The 17,486-nt window shown below is 32.7% G+C and carries 17 protein-coding genes; 2 read left to right on the top strand and 15 right to left on the bottom strand.

The window, feature by feature from the left end; all coding sequences use genetic code 11:
• Positions 1-27: 27 nt before the first annotated feature.
• Both B3J31_RS06980 and abc-f read right to left on the bottom strand, forming a co-directional pair.
• Positions 28-2,718, bottom strand: coding sequence for an FAD-dependent oxidoreductase (locus B3J31_RS06980; RefSeq protein ID WP_346873816.1), 2,691 nt, complete (start codon positions 2,716-2,718; stop codon positions 28-30).
• Positions 2,719-3,073: 355 nt separating this feature from the next.
• Positions 3,074-4,720: a ribosomal protection-like ABC-F family protein gene (gene abc-f / locus B3J31_RS06975; RefSeq protein WP_150843684.1), complete on the bottom strand. Its 1,647-nt coding sequence runs from the start codon at positions 4,718-4,720 to the stop codon at positions 3,074-3,076.
• A 519-nt stretch (positions 4,721-5,239) separates the two neighbouring features.
• Here abc-f and B3J31_RS06970 point away from each other — a divergent pair.
• Positions 5,240-5,896, top strand: coding sequence for an HAD family hydrolase (locus tag B3J31_RS06970; protein WP_346873815.1), 657 nt, complete (start codon positions 5,240-5,242; stop codon positions 5,894-5,896).
• Positions 5,897-6,142: 246 nt separating this feature from the next.
• Here B3J31_RS06970 and B3J31_RS06965 read toward each other — a convergent pair whose 3' ends face one another.
• On the bottom strand, positions 6,143-6,655 hold the full coding sequence (locus B3J31_RS06965; protein WP_150843682.1) for a Csac_0668 family 2Fe-2S cluster-binding (seleno)protein: 513 nt from the start codon (positions 6,653-6,655) through the stop codon (positions 6,143-6,145).
• A 381-nt stretch (positions 6,656-7,036) separates the two neighbouring features.
• The gene (locus B3J31_RS06960) at positions 7,037-7,753 is read right to left on the bottom strand and encodes a DUF434 domain-containing protein (RefSeq protein ID WP_150843681.1); all 717 of its coding nucleotides are present in this window, start codon (positions 7,751-7,753) and stop codon (positions 7,037-7,039) included.
• Between the two features lie 202 nt (positions 7,754-7,955).
• On the opposite strand from B3J31_RS06960, the gene B3J31_RS06955 reads away from it, so the two are divergent.
• Entirely contained in the window at positions 7,956-9,068 is a 1,113-nt protein-coding gene (locus B3J31_RS06955; protein WP_346873814.1) for a DEAD/DEAH box helicase, read from the top strand.
• Between the two features lie 202 nt (positions 9,069-9,270).
• Here the strand turns inward: B3J31_RS06955 and B3J31_RS06950 are convergent, their stop codons facing one another.
• From B3J31_RS06950 to B3J31_RS06900, 11 genes are all read right to left on the bottom strand, one after another.
• Positions 9,271-10,356 carry a glycosyltransferase gene (locus tag B3J31_RS06950; RefSeq protein ID WP_346873813.1) on the bottom strand — a complete coding sequence of 362 codons (1,086 nt, stop codon included), beginning with the start codon at positions 10,354-10,356 and terminating at the stop codon, positions 9,271-9,273.
• A 121-nt stretch (positions 10,357-10,477) separates the two neighbouring features.
• Positions 10,478-12,037, bottom strand: a complete 1,560-nt coding sequence (locus B3J31_RS17000; RefSeq protein ID WP_422653255.1) for an exosporium protein — start codon at positions 12,035-12,037, stop codon at positions 10,478-10,480.
• 500 nt (positions 12,038-12,537) lie between these two features.
• On the bottom strand, positions 12,538-13,020 hold the full coding sequence (locus B3J31_RS06940) for a GNAT family N-acetyltransferase (RefSeq protein ID WP_346873812.1): 483 nt from the start codon (positions 13,018-13,020) through the stop codon (positions 12,538-12,540).
• 74 nt (positions 13,021-13,094) lie between these two features.
• Complete coding sequence (locus tag B3J31_RS06935; protein WP_346873811.1) at positions 13,095-13,589, bottom strand: NUDIX hydrolase; 495 nt, start codon at positions 13,587-13,589, stop codon at positions 13,095-13,097.
• 237 nt (positions 13,590-13,826) lie between these two features.
• The gene (locus B3J31_RS06930; RefSeq protein ID WP_346873810.1) at positions 13,827-14,081 is read right to left on the bottom strand and encodes a hypothetical protein; all 255 of its coding nucleotides are present in this window, start codon (positions 14,079-14,081) and stop codon (positions 13,827-13,829) included.
• Positions 14,062-15,108, bottom strand: a complete 1,047-nt coding sequence (locus tag B3J31_RS06925; protein WP_346873809.1) for an NUDIX domain-containing protein — start codon at positions 15,106-15,108, stop codon at positions 14,062-14,064. The genes B3J31_RS06930 and B3J31_RS06925 overlap by 20 nt, the downstream gene beginning before the upstream one ends.
• Before the next feature lie 73 nt (positions 15,109-15,181).
• Positions 15,182-15,373: a hypothetical protein gene (locus B3J31_RS06920; protein WP_346873808.1), complete on the bottom strand. Its 192-nt coding sequence runs from the start codon at positions 15,371-15,373 to the stop codon at positions 15,182-15,184.
• Between the two features lie 61 nt (positions 15,374-15,434).
• Complete coding sequence (locus tag B3J31_RS06915) at positions 15,435-15,779, bottom strand: DUF1801 domain-containing protein (RefSeq protein ID WP_035133512.1); 345 nt, start codon at positions 15,777-15,779, stop codon at positions 15,435-15,437.
• 54 nt (positions 15,780-15,833) lie between these two features.
• Positions 15,834-16,361 (bottom strand): GNAT family N-acetyltransferase, encoded by a 528-nt coding sequence (locus B3J31_RS06910; protein WP_346867946.1) that lies wholly within the window; start codon positions 16,359-16,361, stop codon positions 15,834-15,836.
• 36 nt (positions 16,362-16,397) lie between these two features.
• The gene (locus tag B3J31_RS06905; RefSeq protein ID WP_346873807.1) at positions 16,398-16,970 is read right to left on the bottom strand and encodes a GNAT family protein; all 573 of its coding nucleotides are present in this window, start codon (positions 16,968-16,970) and stop codon (positions 16,398-16,400) included.
• Between the two features lie 48 nt (positions 16,971-17,018).
• Positions 17,019-17,486 (bottom strand): hypothetical protein, encoded by a 468-nt coding sequence (locus tag B3J31_RS06900; RefSeq protein WP_346873806.1) that lies wholly within the window; start codon positions 17,484-17,486, stop codon positions 17,019-17,021.

The following is a 17,486-nucleotide window of genomic DNA, read 5'->3' as shown; positions in this document are numbered from 1 at the left end:
TAATATGTCAATTATTTCATTTTATTTTTAAGAATCTTTTGTGAATAACTTTTTAATCTTTCTAGCTGTGATTACACCTTTACGCTTAATTATATTTTTAACAATTATAGGTTTAAGCTTTTCAAGTGGTACACTTTGTGCATCATATTTTCTAAAAAGTGTAATAGCATCAAACTTACATCTAGTAGTACATGCACCACAGCCTATACATTGATATTCATCTGTAATTGTAGCACCACAGCCAAGGCAACGTTCTGTTTCCTTCATCACTTGCTCTTCAGTAAATGTAGGGCGTAAATCCTTAAAGGTTTCTTTTGATCTCGTTCCATCTACATGGTCTACTTTCTGCCTTGGTATGCGGTCATATCCTTGTAATGTTAAGTTTTCTTTATCAAGTGCAGAGTACTGTCTTCTATCTCTTCCAAGAACTAAACTCTGTCCAGGTTGAACATAGCGATGAATTGAAATTGCACCTTCTTTACCTAAAGCAATGGCATCAATAGCAAACTTAGGACCTGTTAATACATCCCCACCAGCAAATACATCTGGCTCCCCTGTCTGTAGAGTGAAGGAATCTGCTTTCACTGTCTTGTTTGGATTCAATTCTATTTTGCTATCTTCTAGCAATCTACCCCAATCCATTCCTTGACCTACTGAAATTAGAACATGATTTGCCTTCACAATCTTAGTGATATCTTCATCAAATATAGGACTAAATTTTCCATTATCATCAAAAACTGAAAGACACTTTTTAAATTCTATGCCTATAACTTTCCCATTTTCTTCGAGAATTCGCTTTGGACCCCAAGAGTTATTGACTTCAATACTTTCTGATAATGCTTCTTCAATTTCTTCTTCAAGGGCTGGCATTTCCTCTCGACTTTCAAGACAGAACATGTTAACCTTTGAAGCTCCAACTCTTGTAGCTGTTCTTGCAACATCAATAGCAACGTTACCGCCACCAATTACAACCACGTCTCCTTCAAGGTTTACCTCATTACCCAAGTTTACATTACGTAAGAAATCAACCCCTGTAATAACCCCTTCTGAATCTTCACCCTGGATACCAAGGTTTCTGCCTAACTGGGCACCGATTGCAATATAGAATGCTTCATATCCTTGACCTCTTAAGTATTTAAGACTTATGTCCTTACCTACTTCAATACCAGTTTTAAATTCTACTCCTAGTTCTCTTAAAATATCTATTTCTGCATTTATAACTTCTTTTTCTAATCTATAAGAAGGAATACCAAGGGTAAGCATACCACCAAGTACCTTTTGCTTTTCAAACACCGTTACCTTATAGCCATCAAGAGCTAAATAAAAAGCACAAGAGAGACCTGAAGGACCAGCTCCTATAACTGCAATCTTATTACCATATTCATGTCTTAATTTTGGTACATAACGAGTATCCATTTTTAAATCTTGTTCAGCAATAAATTTTTTGATTTCATCTATAGCAACTGGCTCATCAACATCTCCTCTAGTACAAGCAGATTCACATTTTCTTGGACAAATACGCCCGCATACAGCCGGAAACGGATTTTCATTCTTAATAAGTTCAAGCGCTTCTTTATATCTTCCTTGAGATGCTAGCTTAACATAGCCTTGAACGGAAATATGTGCTGGACATTGTGTTTTACAAGGACTTGTGCCTGTATCAACAACATTTTTCTTGTTGATACGATGATCAACATTCCATTTATCTGGACCCCACTCTGTATTGTGGGCAAAGTCAACTCTCTTCTTCTCAACAATTGGTGTTTTAGCACATAATTTTTGACCTAATTTCAATGCATTAACTGGACAAACTTGAACACACTCTCCGCAACCAACACATTTGTCTTTATCAACTCTTGATACATAATTTGAACGCACCATATCATTATTTAAGAACATTCCTGCAATTCTCGTAGCGTAACATGAACAGCCGCAACAGTTACAAATGGCATGAGTTTTTCCTGGACCATCTGCATTTGGCATTTGGTGCATTAAACCATTTTCTTCGGCTCTTTTAATGATTTCAAAAGCTTCTTCCCGGGTAATTGCTCTGCCTCTTCCTGTACGGATATAGTATTCAGCAGCATGACCAAGCTGAATACACATATCTTCCTTCAAGTGGCCGCAACCTTCTCCCATAGCTTCTCTTGATGTACGACAAGAACAATCCGAAACGGAGAAAATAGTATTTTCATTGAGATATTTAGAAACTTCCTCATAGGATGCTCTTCTTGTTTCACCTTGAATTGAAGTTTCTATAGGGATAACACGCATAGGGCCTGTTCCAACTGGAAAAATGCCTGCTGTTATAGGTGCTTTTTTTCTTCCATAGGCCTCAAAAGCCTCAGCAATTTGCTTATAATTCTCAACATTTTCCTTATGTGGATGGTTAACTATCATTTCCATATGTCCTGGAACCCAAATCTCAAACCAGTACTTGTCGACGCCATCTTCTTCACCAACGAAGCAAACACCAGCAAGGGCTAATTCCCATAGAATTCTCTTTGTTTCCTCTAAAGATTTTCCACATAAAGCAGCAACTTCTTCTGCGCTCTTTGGTTTACGGAATTCAACACAAAGTCCTACTTCTGCCATTTCTTCTGTAACAACTGGTTCCAAAATTTTATATTCTGGATCCTCCGGCTTTATTTCATTTTTTGAACCAGGTTTTATCTTACTTATATGATTGGCAAGTTCTAATACTTTTACTTTTACCACACGTATTCCCCCCTATTAAATGTTGACTATACCCCTATTTTTCATTCCAATTTTTAATTTCTATACGTATCCATTCTACCCCCCATTTAATTTTACTTCAAAACCATAAAAATATTACTTACAATAAAATTGTATCACGTAAACCATATTAATGAAATATATTCCTATATATGTTTCATTATGATAAAATTTACATAGAGATACTATTATTTTATGCTAGCCTTCTATTGGTAATAGACCAATCTCCTCCATATAATTAGCTCTATATGTGTAATATATATAAATATAAAAAACCGCACTTTATTATGGTGCGGTAATCCGTATCATTGTTAATTTTAATTTTCTAATTATAACGCTACACTAACTTTTTTAATTCCTTTAACTTTAGTAACAATTCATTATATTCTTTATCCAGTGCTACTACATCATCATTTTTTGATGGCATGGATAGCCTTCCAACAACTTCTGAAAGACGATTTTGTAATACGAAAACTTCATTTTCAATTTCTTCTTTGTAATTATCTTTACACTTATTCTTACTTTCTAAATACTCACTATAATTACCTTTAAACATATTAACTTTATGATTTTCTATAGTCATTATATGGTCTGCAATAGATTCTATAAATCTCCTATCATGAGATACAAATAGTAAGGTGCTATTGTAATCTTTAAGTACATTCTCTACTACTTCAAGAGAATTTATATCCATATAGTTAGTGGGTTCATCTAGTATAAGGATATTTATATCTTGTAATAGCATTTTGGCAAAGGCAACCTTAACTCTTTCTCCGCCACTTAATACACTTACTTTTTTATAAATATCTTCTCTTTTAAATAATAATCTTGCTAGTAGTATCCTAGCAAAGGTTTCATCCTGTACACTACTTTCCATTACATTTTCTATGATAGTACAATTTACTTTTAAAATGTCTATGGCTTGACTAAAGTATCCTACCTTTGCTCCTTTTGCAATTCTAATGGATTTATCATTGTCCATTATCATTTTTATAAAAGTACTTTTTCCACATCCATTAGGACCAATTAGTGCTACCTTTGAAGTATTATATATACTAAATTCAGCATTATCTAATATAATCTTTTTACCGAATGATTTAGTTATATTTTTACCTTCTATAACTACTTTGCTATGGAGCTTATTTGAATCCTCAATGCCTAGCTTTATGGTAACTTGTTCTTTAGGTTTTTCTTTAACTTCAAGGTGTTCTATTCTCTTTTCAATATTTTTAACCGCTCTTTCAATGTTCGCCTTGGCCTTTTGTCCTCCCATCTTGTGAAGCCTAGCCTCGGAATTTCCCATTCGTTTAGGAGCCGTTTTTATACTTTTTACCTTTTGTTTTGCATCACTAATTACACTTTTGAGTCGCTTCTTTTCCTTTATATACTCCTCATATTCAAACTCATCTCTTTCTCTCTCCTTGACTTTCTGAGCAGCATAATCACTATAATTACCGTTATAAATTTTTATTCTGCCATACTCTATTTCTAAAATCTTATTACATAATCCATCTAAGAAGTTTCTATCATGAGATATAAGGACTAATGCTCCCTTATATTTTTTAAAACTTTTTTCCATAAGCTCAATGCCATCTATATCCATATTGCTAGTAGGCTCATCTGCAAATATCAACATACTATTCTGGCTTAGGGCGTGAGCAAGTTTAAATCTAGTCTTTTCTCCTCCACTCATGCTCTCATTCCAAATACTTTCTACATTAAATCTAGAAGCCATCTCATTGGTTATTGATGTACTTTCTGGTCCTTCTAACTGTGATATATATGAGTATGTTCCATATAACTTAACATTGCCTTCATCTGACTGCAATCTCTGGCACAATATATTAATTAATGTAGTTTTACCTACTCCATTTATACCTACAATACCTATTCTATCCTGAGAATAAACTTTAAAACTTTCTATATCCAAGATGGATCTATCACCAAAACTTTTTTTAATATTACTACATTCAACTAATAACAAAAAATCCCCTCCTTAATAACCTGGAGAGGATAGCATCGCAACTAATAATAATCTTTAATATACACTGAATAAACCCTTAAAATATATACAAAAATATTAGTATATATTAGGATTAAAAGCATCATTAAGATTAAAAAACATTATATTGACAAAATATCAACAGTTACAAAAATACTATCCACTCACAAAATCAAATAAAATGCATAACAACAAAGCCTTTCTTTAGGCCTCATTCTAATTTTGATTTCTCATAAATAAAGTGAATTATATTCTCATGTCTGCAAATACCTTGCCTTTCTTAAAATTGAGTTTTAATCTACTCAATGATAATTATATAAATAACTCATGTAGATGTCAATTTATTTAACTCCAAACCTATCTCTACAATCTATATGAAAATATCTCCAAAATATATTTATATTCATGTATAATATATATTAGTTAATATATATTTGTATTTATAGTACTAACAAATTAAAAATTAAATCTCAAAACATAAAAATATAAAAGGAGTCAGCTATGTTAAAATATAAATGTTTAGTCCTTGATCATGACGATACCGTTGTTAGAAGTACACCTGAAATACATTTTCCAGTGTTCAAAAATACATTGTCTAAACTTCGTCCAAATACAGAAATAACTCTCGATGAATTTATGATGTACTGCTTTGATCCTGGCTTTAATTCTTTATGCTTTGATATTCTGAAGTTTACATCTGAGGAAATGGAATATCAACTTACTACATGGAATGAGTATGTACAATATAACATACCAGCCTTCTATACTGGATTCGAAAGAATTATTCAAAGACAAAAAGAAGAAGGTGGACTAGTTTGCGTTGTCTCTCATTCTTACAGTGAAAATATAAATCGTGATTATTTAGAGAATTGTAGTCTCGCTCCAGACATGATTTTCGGATGGGAACGCTGTGAAGAAGAGCGTAAGCCTAATCCATATCCTCTTCAGGAAATTATGCGTAAATATAACCTTAAACCTAGCGAGCTTATAATGATTGATGATTTAAAGCCAGGCTTTGATATGGCAAAAAGTTGTAATGTAGATTTTGCTAGTGCTGAATGGTCACACACAAATAGCTTAATTATAGAATTTATGAAAAAAAACTGTGATTATTATTTTAATAAGGTTGAGGAGCTTGAAAAATTTTTATTCGAATAATATTAATCACCATAGCCAATTATTAAATTTCTTTTTTAAAAAGTATAAATAGAACTTTTCCTAATAATATATTATAACATAATAAAATATACCCCTTCCAAGTGGCTATGGTAGGGGTATATTTTTTTATAAGAAATATTTTTTATTCATTTTACTGAAAGACTATATTTTAGGATAATTAATTACATACGATACTATTCTTAAATTCTTGCCTAATCTGGATATTTCAGTTCATCTTTTAATGCTTTATTTTTGCAAAGATGACTTGTCTTTTATGTTCAATGATTTATTAATAGCTTCTTGAATAAATGGGCTACAACATTTTCCTAAAGGATTATTAATTTCACACTTTCCATTCTTCATTGCTCCTGTAAGTCTAATAATATCTTTTATATCTTTTGCTCCATTATTAATAACAGCATTTATAATTTGTTGTTCTGTAACTTCATTACAATAACATATATATTTAGGGTTAGCATCTTTTTTAAACCATATAGGTACCCTTACCTGCTGGTTACTATATGATGTCCCTAAATATGGATTAAAGTAAACAATATTACATTCCTCATTCATACAAATAAAATAAGTATTCTCTTTTATTTCATCTACAAATTCATCAATAACCAGATGTTTTATAGTGATATTTTTTACTTCTATTCCTTTACTATTACATAGAGGACAAAAACTATTATTTCCTACTTCCCAAGTAGAATTTTGTTCACTACCTCAACAGGATTTTTTTAACTCTTGTTCTTTCATAATACATTTTCCTCCTGAAAGCTATTTAATTACCTTAATCAAATCTAAAATTTGAAGTATCAATTATATTATACCGATTTATTAATATTATTTCCATATACTAAAAAAGAGCTAGATTTAACTAGCTCTTTTAATGCATTAATCTTTTTTATGTGTCTTTTTACTATGTTTGGTTCCGGAATTATTTGCTTTCTTTTCTTTTTCCTGTTGGCTTGCACAAGAACAATCATGTTTTTCACTCATAGCAATTATACCTCCTTATAAAAATAAAATTAACTTATGGTGTTACTCTACTATTTTGTTCAATATACAACTTATAATGCTATGAAATTAATAGCAAAGGAAAGATATATTAAAAAATTAAACCTATAATACAAAAATTTATTTTAATATGTTAAAATCCACACAATTAACCCCTAACTTCTTATCATCAATAATACTCCTATTCATATTTATCCAACTCTTACATTTATCAATGATAATTGCATCACTAGATACTACATTTTCTTTTGTTTCTAATATACTATCCACATTGTTAATAATCTCTACCTCCACTTTAAATTGTAAATTTTCTAGCAATTCTAAGATTCTCATCTTCAGTCTCCCTGAATTTGAAACTGGTTTATCTAAATAGAATATAGCTTTATTAACTTTATATTGCCCTAATCTTTCACCTAGTAGTTTAATTGCCATATCTGTTTTATCTATGACTGAATATGTACCCCGAAGTCCTGCTAAATCTCTTATTGTACCATCCATTGACTTTATAATTAGTGAATTAGAAAGTGCAACTTCTAGAGTTATTATTGTATTAAAACCATCTATGTTAACTGTTTTACCAGATAAAGAATCAGTAACTTCTTTAGATTTTCTATTTTTAACATCTTCACTTTTAGAAATTCCCCTGACTAATGCAAGCCTCTGCCTTTCAGATAAAAGATAGTGATTTCCTATAAAAGTTGATGCCCCCTTTATGTTATATCCCCTATTTAATAGAAACAAAAGCTCTTCTCCTGCTTTTTCTAATTTACATCTGTATTCATCTCCAAATTCCTTTTCATCCCTTGTGACATACCCTCTTCTAGTAGTTTTACTCAATATATTCACCTTACTTTCAACAGTAATATATTTCGTGTTATTACCTTGCAATGGCCTTTTCTACTACCTTTCTTTTTCACCATTCATTATGCTCCACATTATAAGGATTATTCATCTCTTTTGTATGGAATCTATTAAATTGATAAATACTTTAATATGTGTTACTATTAGGCGTTGAATAAAGGATGAAAGGTATGAGTAAATGAATTTTAAAGAATTAGGAATTAGTACAAACATAATAGATATATTAAACAAGTCTGGGATAAAAGATCCAACTGATATTCAAAGAGAAAGTATTCCATATATTAAAGATGGAAAAGACCTTATAGCTGAAGCTCAAACTGGCACAGGTAAAACTTTAGCATTTCTATTGCCCATTTTTGAAAATATTAATCCGAACCTTGATGCTACACAAGTGTTAATACTGACTCCAACCCGTGAGTTAGCCATTCAAATTACTAACGAGGCCTCTAAATTAGCTGAGAGCGTAAACATAAATATTTTAGCTGCTTATGGTGGAAAAGATATAGGTTCCCAATTAAATAAGCTTAAGGGAAGCATTCACTTAATAATAGCTACCCCTGGAAGACTTCTTGACCATCTTGAGAGAAAATCAATCAATTTATCTAAGCTTAAAACCTTTGTTCTTGATGAGGCAGATCAAATGCTACTTATGGGTTTTAAAAATGAAGTAGAAAATATAATTAAGCATACCCCTAAAAACCATCAAACATTATGTTTTTCTGCTACTATGGATTCTTCTGTTAAAAAACTTGCTTATAAATATATGAAAGATCCTATTGTGGTGTCTGTAAAAAAAGAAAGCATAACTCTTTCTACTATAAATCAAGAAATCGTTGAAACTACAGATCGCTTAAAGCAAGATTCTCTCTTAAAAGCTCTTGAAGAAGATAACCCATTTATGGCAATAATCTTCTGCAGAACTAAAAGAAGAGCCGATGCTCTTGAAATGGCTATGTGTAAAAGAAAATTTAATTGCGAGAAAATTCATAGCGATGTTCCTCAAAATAAAAGAGAAAGAATCATGAAGTCCTTTAGAAATGCGGATATTCAATATCTAATTGCAACGGATGTAGCTGCAAGAGGTATTGATATTTCTGGTATTACTCACATATATAACTATGACATTCCAGAATCTCCAGAAAGCTATATTCATAGAATTGGTAGAACAGCTAGAGCTGGTGAAAGTGGCTATACTTGCTGTTTTATGGATCCCAAAGATACCTATTTACTTGAAAAAATTGAAGAAAAAATAGGATTTAAAATTTCTAGAAGAAATATAGATCTAGTGTAACTTGAAATTTAACATGATATAAAATAATAAGGTACTAGGGGATTTATTTCCCTCAGTACCTATCTTTAAATTATATTTTTTACATTTATATTAACCCAAGTTTAATTCCACATTTTTCAAATGGTTAACATCAAAAATAAAGGTTTTTATTTTTATTATTAATCATATTGTATATAACTTCATCTATCTCTAATAATTATTATTAGATAAATTTTTTTATTAAATCAAGGTTATTCTTTAAACGGTTATTACTAGGTGATATTTCAACTGCTTTTGTTATATAATAATATGACTTCTTGTAAAGTTGTAAATTAAAACAAGCAATGGAAGCAAGATCATATGGTTCTGAACCCCATGGTCCTGGTTCATTAATATAAGATAACGGTCTATCTTCTATTTTAAGTGCACATTCTATCATATAAAGCACCCCTGACCATTCTTGTAATCTATATAATAAATTTGCCATATCTACATAGGGTTCTCTCAAATTAGGTTCCTCTAAAATGGATTTGGCAAACCATTCCTTAGCTTTACTAATATCTCCTTTCTCCATATAAGATTTTGCTATATATCTCATAGAAGCAGAACGTTCAGCTTTCCATAATGCTGTTGGTAATTCTAGGTGCTTTAATAATGTACTAATACATTTATCCCACATCTCCATATACATATATTCTCTGCCTAAATAGTGTAAGTTTCTATCATCAGTTGGATCTTCTTGTACCGACAATTCAAGAAGACCTAAATATTGTGCCCTAGATTTTGATTTTTCAGGATAGTGATTTAGTTGTATTTTGGGTTCAGTACTAACAATATATTGTTGATCACCATAATAATTCAAAACTTCATGAACAGGATGAACCCATTTAAAGCCATTACGTGCATGAATTTTTTCGTATAAAAATACATATCCTTCATTTCCATCTTCATCAAAATTCCAAGTATATCTATATCGTAACTGTTGAGTATTCTCTTTCCATGCATTCTCAACCTTTTCTCTCCAACCCTTTTCAAATACCTCATCTAAATCTGTGCATACACAAATATCAGTGTCTTCTGGCACTAGTTCTAACGATTTATTTCTTGCTACATCAAACCTCCATGGATTAAAAATTTCTTTATATACATTCACTCCTAATTCTTTCAGCTTGTTTACTGTATTATCTGTTGAACCAGTATCTAAAACTATTATACTATCAGCTTCAGACATTGAGTCTACCCATCTTTCTACGAACTGTTCTTCATTTTTACATATTGCATATACACAAATTTTATATGAATTCATCATAAAACACCTCACTATGCTCTAAAATCTTTACAATTTATACATTTATTTTTATAATCTTTAAGTATTTCTATTACTATTCTTAAATTTAGCTGGGGTTATTATAACCCCAGCTGAGTAAATTTTATAGGTGTACGCTAACTATTGACAAAGATGCACGAACATTTGCGTCTGTAGCCAGCAATACTGAATTCGTACTTATATTGGTTAAGTTAATTGTATCACCAACAGCTCCATTTATTATTACAAATCCAGAAATTTGATCTCTTACATTACTAGGATTACTTGCTGGCCCCTGTATGGACCCATTTTGCAAGACTGCAAAGGAAACATAATTTGCTACTGTACTCTCATAAGAAACCCACCAACTAACGTAGTAAATTCCTGCCCTGTTAATAGTAATAGTTGTGTTTGTATTCCAAACTAAATCTCCATCATAATTTGCATTAATAGCATCAAATATGATTGGAGCATTTGCTAGAACTTCTTGTTGTAGATTTCTAGAAACTTGAAGTCCTCTTAATTGTGAATTTCCACCAGTAGGGCCTGTTGGTCCTTGTGGTCCTGTTGGTCCTTGTGCTCCCGTTGCTCCTTGTGGCCCTGTCGCTCCTGTTGCTCCAATTGGTCCTTGTGGGCCTGTTGGACCTTGAGCTCCTGTTGCTCCTGTTGCTCCTTGCGGTCCTGTTGGACCTTGAATTCCAGTTAACCCTATTGGTCCTATTGGGCCTGTTGGACCTTGAGCTCCTGTTGCTCCTGTTGCTCCCGTTGCTCCAATCGGTCCTTGTGGACCTGTTGGTCCTTGAGCTCCTGTTGCTCCTGTTAGTCCTTGTGGGCCTGTAGAACCAGTTGCCCCCGCTGCTCCTGTTGCTCCTTGTGGGCCTTGTGGTCCTGTTGGTCCCGTTGCTCCTGTTGCTCCTGTTGCTCCTGTGGCTCCTGTTGCTCCTGTTGCTCCTTGTGGCCCTTGTGGACCTGTTGGACCTTGAGCACCTGTTGCTCCTGTGGCTCCCATTGCTCCTTGCGGACCTGTTGGGCCTATTGGTCCTTGTGGGCCTGTTGGGCCTCGCGATCCTGTTGCTCCTTGGGCTCCTGTTGCTCCCGTTGCTCCTGTTGCTCCCATTGGCCCTGTTGGACCTTGAGCTCCTGTCGCTCCTGTTGCTCCCATTGCTCCTTGTGGTCCTGTTGGGCCTATTGGGCCTTGTGGACCTGTTGGCCCTTGAGCTCCTGTTGCTCCTGTTGCTCCTGTTGCTCCTGTTGCTCCTGTTGCTCCTGTTGCTCCTTGTGGGCCTGTTGGGCCTTGAGCTCCTGTCGCACCCGTTGCTCCCATTGCTCCTTGTGGGCCTGTTGGGCCTATTTGGCCTTGTGGCCCCGTTGGGCCTTGAGCTCCTGTTGCTCCTGTTGCTCCTGTTGCTCCTGTTGCTCCTGTTGTTCCTGTCGCTCCTGTTGCTCCTGTTGCTCCTTGTGGGCCTGTTGGTCCTTGAGCTCCTGTTGCTCCTGTTGCTCCCGTTGCTCCTGTTGCTCCTTGTGGGCCTGTTGGTCCTTGTAATCCCATGTAACCCCTTGGACCTTGTGGGCCTGTTGGGCCTTGCGCACCAGTTGAACCTGTTGCTCCTATTGGACCTGTTGGTCCTTGTGCACCTGTCGCACCTGTTGCTCCTTGTGGGCCTGTTGGCCCTTGCGGTCCCATGTAACCTCTTGGGCCTTGTGGTCCTGTTGGGCCTTGTGGTCCCATGCATCCTCTTGGGCCTTGTGGTCCTGTTGGCCCTTGCGATCCCATGCACCCTCTTGGACCTTGTGGTCCTGTTGGCCCTTGCGGTCCCATGCATCCTCTTGGACCTTGTGGTCCTGTTGGGCCAATACAGCAGCAACACTGTTGTTGACATTGATTGTAATAAGGACATTGTGAGCAATTATATTGATACTCTGGACAATAGCTTGAATCATTACTATAATCACTATTGTCTACATTTAAACCTTGGTTTGTATAATTTATTTGATTGATGTTTTCACCATTATAATATTCTGACATAAATGATTTCCCCCTATTATCTATATGAAATTTTATTTCTATTAGATTCATTATTATTATACTCACCTATAATAATAAATGTTCATAAAAAACAATAAGGTACTAGGGGATTTATTTCCCTCAGTACCTATCTTTAAATTATATTTTTTACATTTATATTAACTCAAGTTTAATTCCATTCTTCTATTTCTTACTGTCATTCCCAATGATTCATAGAATTTAATAGCATCTTTATTAAACTCCCATACAATCAACTGTAAAGATAAAGCTCCTTCTGATTTTGCATAACTTACAACATAATCAAAAAGCAATCTTCCAATACCATTCTTTTGCTTACTAGCTTTAACACAAAAATCATCTATATAAGCAAGTGTCATTGGTCTAAGTATCTGAATACTTCTATGGGCCATAATTTTCACAATGCTATATGCTACTAACTCTTTATTATTAAGATCTTCTACTACAAATACCTTTGTGTCACTGGTGCTTAATAACTCATAAAAATCTTCTTTTATCAAAGGAGTATCAGTATTCACATAAACATCTGGTCTATTTTCAACATGTAAATTATGTACTTCTTTAACAAGATTATTGATCTCAATATAATCACTTCTAATTGCTTCTCTTACATGCAAATTCATAAAAATCTCCCCTCTTTATCCTTGTCTGCTAAATTATAAATTGATTTAATTTATCTATAGTTTGAGTTCATTATTTATACTTCTTCACGATAAATAAAATGCTTTATTTCCTTTGAATTATTTAATAGTAACTCTTTGGCATTTGTAGGATATAGATCAACATTTAAAATATCTTTCAAATCCACCCATGAAAACTCAAGTTTAAATGAGCCATTCTCTATTTTTTCAATCCCATAAAAATCTCCATTCAATGGAATTTGTGTATCTTCAGTTAAAGTAACTTTATAAAATAAATTAATTTGATGACATGGTTTATCTCCCCAAGGAAAGAAAATTTCACCTACCCACTTTAAATTCTCTACCTTTATGTCTACACCTATTTCTTCTCTAAATTCTCGAATTAGAGTTTCTTCATTTGTTTCTCCAAAAGAAACATGCCCTCCTGGAATTGCATATCCTGCATCACTTATAGGGCGTTGAAGTAGAACTTTGTTATTTTTAATTAATAATCCTGCAACTCGATAACTAAAAACAAAGTCATTAGTTTTAAACAATATATCTTGATTCATTAAGGTGCTCCTCCCAATAATATTAAATATTGTTAAATCTAAGTATTACTTCATCATATATTTGTCCAATTTCCTTCCTTTGCTTTATAGCTTCTAAAAAATAACCTTCATCATACAGTTGTTTTCCCAGCAAAACACCTTCTCTACAATAGGTTCTCCATGAGTTCAATACTTCTTCTAATCTCTTATGATTTCTTGAATACTCATAAGCAGATTGTAGACAAATATGAAATAACTCTAATTCATCATCTTCTTTATATCGGGATGTTCCTTTTCTTTTAAATTTATCATAGCAGTCATTTCAGCATGAGCCATATTACTTCCTACCAATGGATTGTTACTAGAATAATCAAAGATTCTATTTCTACCTCTTGATATGATATTACCCTCTTCATTAACTATAACAGCTCCTATGGGAATAGTATTTCTTTTAAAAGATTCCCAAGCCAATGAAAAAGCCTCTTGCCAAATATTATCTAAATCCATCCACATTTAAATCTCCCCCTTCAAAATTATTATAATATTTATCTATCATTACCCTATGACTATTTGGTATATTGTCAGGTAATTGTTCATAACTAAAAAATTTCAATTCCTTAGTTTCAAAATCATCTATATTTAATACTCCACTAAAACTTTTAGTAAAATATCCAACAGTTATAAAGTATGCTTTATCGCCATTAGGTAAGTCCATATAGCATTTTTCTCCTGATGTAGTTCCTAGTAGCTTTAGCCCCTTAATATCTAATCCTGTCTCTTCTTTTGATTCTCTAATAGCAGTTTCTTCAAGGGATTCTCCTAGTTCTGTAATTCCTCCAACTAATCCCCACTTATATGGAAATGTTCCCCTTCTTTGAAGCAAAATTTGATTGTTTTTGTTGATTATTAAAATATTTACCCCTGTTAAGTTTATTGCATCATGTCCAACTCTATCCCGTATGTATTCTACGTAATTCATATTCTCAAATTTGCTCCTCCTATTGATTATTTCAAGAATCTGACTTACTATAGCCTCTACTGGTAAGGAACCATCTATTACAAAATCAGAGTTTGGTTTAATTGAATTCAACGCTTCTAAATAACCTAATCTTCCACGTGATAAATAAACATCTAAATCTTGCCTTATACTTTCAAAAGAAAATTCTTTAAAATCTCTCAATATACGCCTAGCCATGGCAATATCCAGAGGTGTATCAATAAATATTGTCAAATCTATATATTTACTCATTTTATCATATTTATAAGCAAATGGATAATCAAGTATTATGTAGTCTAATGATTCTATAGAATTGGAAAGTAAGGAATTTAAATCATTAATTAAAGGTGTCAAGTTCCATTCATTATAATCTGAACCTCTCTCAACCCACTCACATATATCTTCAGGACTATCAAATTCATAATCATCAAAGTATAATGCTTTAGAATTATGTAATTTTTTATTTAATACTGTTGTAACAGTAGTCTTTCCACCACCAAATACTGCTGCTATAGCAATAACTAACTTCTTCTTAGTATCCATTCTAATCCTCCAATTCTTAATTTATATTTCTCTTATTATATAATTTTACTGCAAAGTTTCAATATTACCGGTATTACATATTATCAAATAAAGCTTTCAAATTTCTTGGAATTGCTTCATACCATTGATCAATTCCTAGCATATATACTTTCGATTTAAAGCCCGCTGAAAAAGAATCAATGGATTTCCCTTCTAATAACATATTGGTTTCTTCTTCTGTAAAAATTATATCCTCAATAATTTTCTCTTTTTGCTCCGAATTCATTGGACAAATATGCTGACAAGCCAAACAATCATATAAGGTGTGATGGGCAGTTATAGGAATCCTAATACACACTTGTGAAACAAGCCCTAAATATCTTTGATAAAGTTTCAAATGGTATTACCTGATTATCAAATACTTGTAGTGCGCCTTTTGGTGTAATTTTATATTCTAATAACTCATCTTTATATTGAAATACTTCATCCACAAAAATATTTATATGATCATTGAATACGCGAATAACAATAGTTGTTCTATCTATATAGAAACATGGAACTTTAGTCCACATTTTTTCCTTTATATCAGGAACTATATCGTGAATTATATTTCTAATGGACTCCAATCGTTTTTCTTTTTCCACTCCATAACTTGCAAAATAATCTGAAACTTCTTTACATTTAATCCCCATAATTTCCTCCCACTTTTATACTTAATAATTTAACTATAGAGTATACTCACACTGTCAAAGTAATTTTTCATATAATCTAAACCAATTCAACCCATAGTTTCCAAGCCCTAAGTCAACGGTATCAATATATTTAAAACCACATTTTTCATATAGCTTAATTGCAGGTATATTACCTTCATAGACATCCAATCTAATTGATTTAACCTGTGACTTAATACTATGCTCAATAGCAAAATCCATTAACGCTTTACCTACACCACATTTCAAAAACTTTGGGTGTACTACAAATGTATATACTACAAAAACATCTGAATAATCAGACTTAAATCCCCATTCTGCATTATAATATGCAGGTTCAGGCTCATGGCTTAAAATAATAGAACCAACTATTTTATTATTATGCTTTGCTACATAAAGATTTCCATGTTTAACTCCATCAATTGCATTTTGCCGTACAGGATATATCCCTTTTTTCCATCCAGGATAGTTTACTCCTTCTGCTAAATGGTCGTTTAAATCGTTATAAAGCTGTTCTAACTCATCAAAATCATCAGCTTGTCCTAGTTCAAAAACTATATCCATATATGTACCCCTCCAATTAACTTAAATTTATCTTCATTAGTCACTATATCCAATTAACCATTCTTCTCTCAAAATTGCATAGTGAACAACATCATAGAAAATACCTTTTACTTTTACTTCCTGTATGCCAGTTCCTTCATATCTCATACCACATTTTTGCATAACACGACCAGAGCCCTCATTTCCTATGTAGTGCGTAGCTTCAACACGATTCAATTCTAGTTTTGAAAAAGAAAAGTCTAGTATTAGATTTAAAGCCTCTGACATATAACCCTTATTCCAATAACCTCTATTCAAAACATAACCAAAACTCGCTTTATTATCTTCAATATATAGTCTTAAATCAATGCATCCAATACATTTTTCTTCTTCTTCTAATTCAATTGCAAAAACTCCACTTTTATCAATATAGTATGTTTTCACAACGTCCTCTATTTCTGATATCTCCTTATATGAAGGCCATGTTAAATATTTTGTTACAACATCATCACTGGCATATAAAAAAACATCATCTATATCATCCAAAGTGAATGGTCTTAAAATTAACCTCTTTGATTTTAAGACTAAATTTTCTCTTAAAATTTCATTGTAATCAATCACGGTATACACCTCACTAAAATATTCTTAATAAATTCGGAAATTAATTATTGTAAGTATTTAGTAACCAGCCATCTTCATTAATTCCAACAAATTTTCTGTTATATTAGTTTTTAAATCACCATATTTTTCATCTGAATATTCATACTGACTACCATATCTTTGTTCCTTTGGATAAAAATAAGATGGTCTGCACTTATTCTCTTCAGGTTCCCAATCATAACGAGCTTCAATATGTGCATGTAAATAGTGATCTAAATTCATCAAAATAGAGTAATTAATTCTTAATGGATTACATGCTTTTATAATGGCGTCTCCTATTAATGTCATATCAGTTAAATATTGAGTTCTTTCCTCTAGAGATAATTCATTTAATGAACTCGCTCTCGGATATCCAAGAAGAACACAATATCCAGGCAGAAATTGATTATCTCCTATAACAGCAAAGCCACTTTTCATTCTTACCATTACTGTAGGATTTTCACCTCTTTCTGCAGAACCAATTCTATCACTTTTCCAACTATTCAT

This window comes from Clostridium sp. UBA5988 (genome assembly GCF_002435615.1).
Taxonomy (GTDB): domain Bacteria; phylum Bacillota; class Clostridia; order Clostridiales; family Clostridiaceae; genus Clostridium_J; species Clostridium_J sulfidigenes.
The sequence above is the reverse complement of the archived record's forward strand: the minus strand, read 5'-3'. Positions and strand labels throughout refer to the sequence as shown.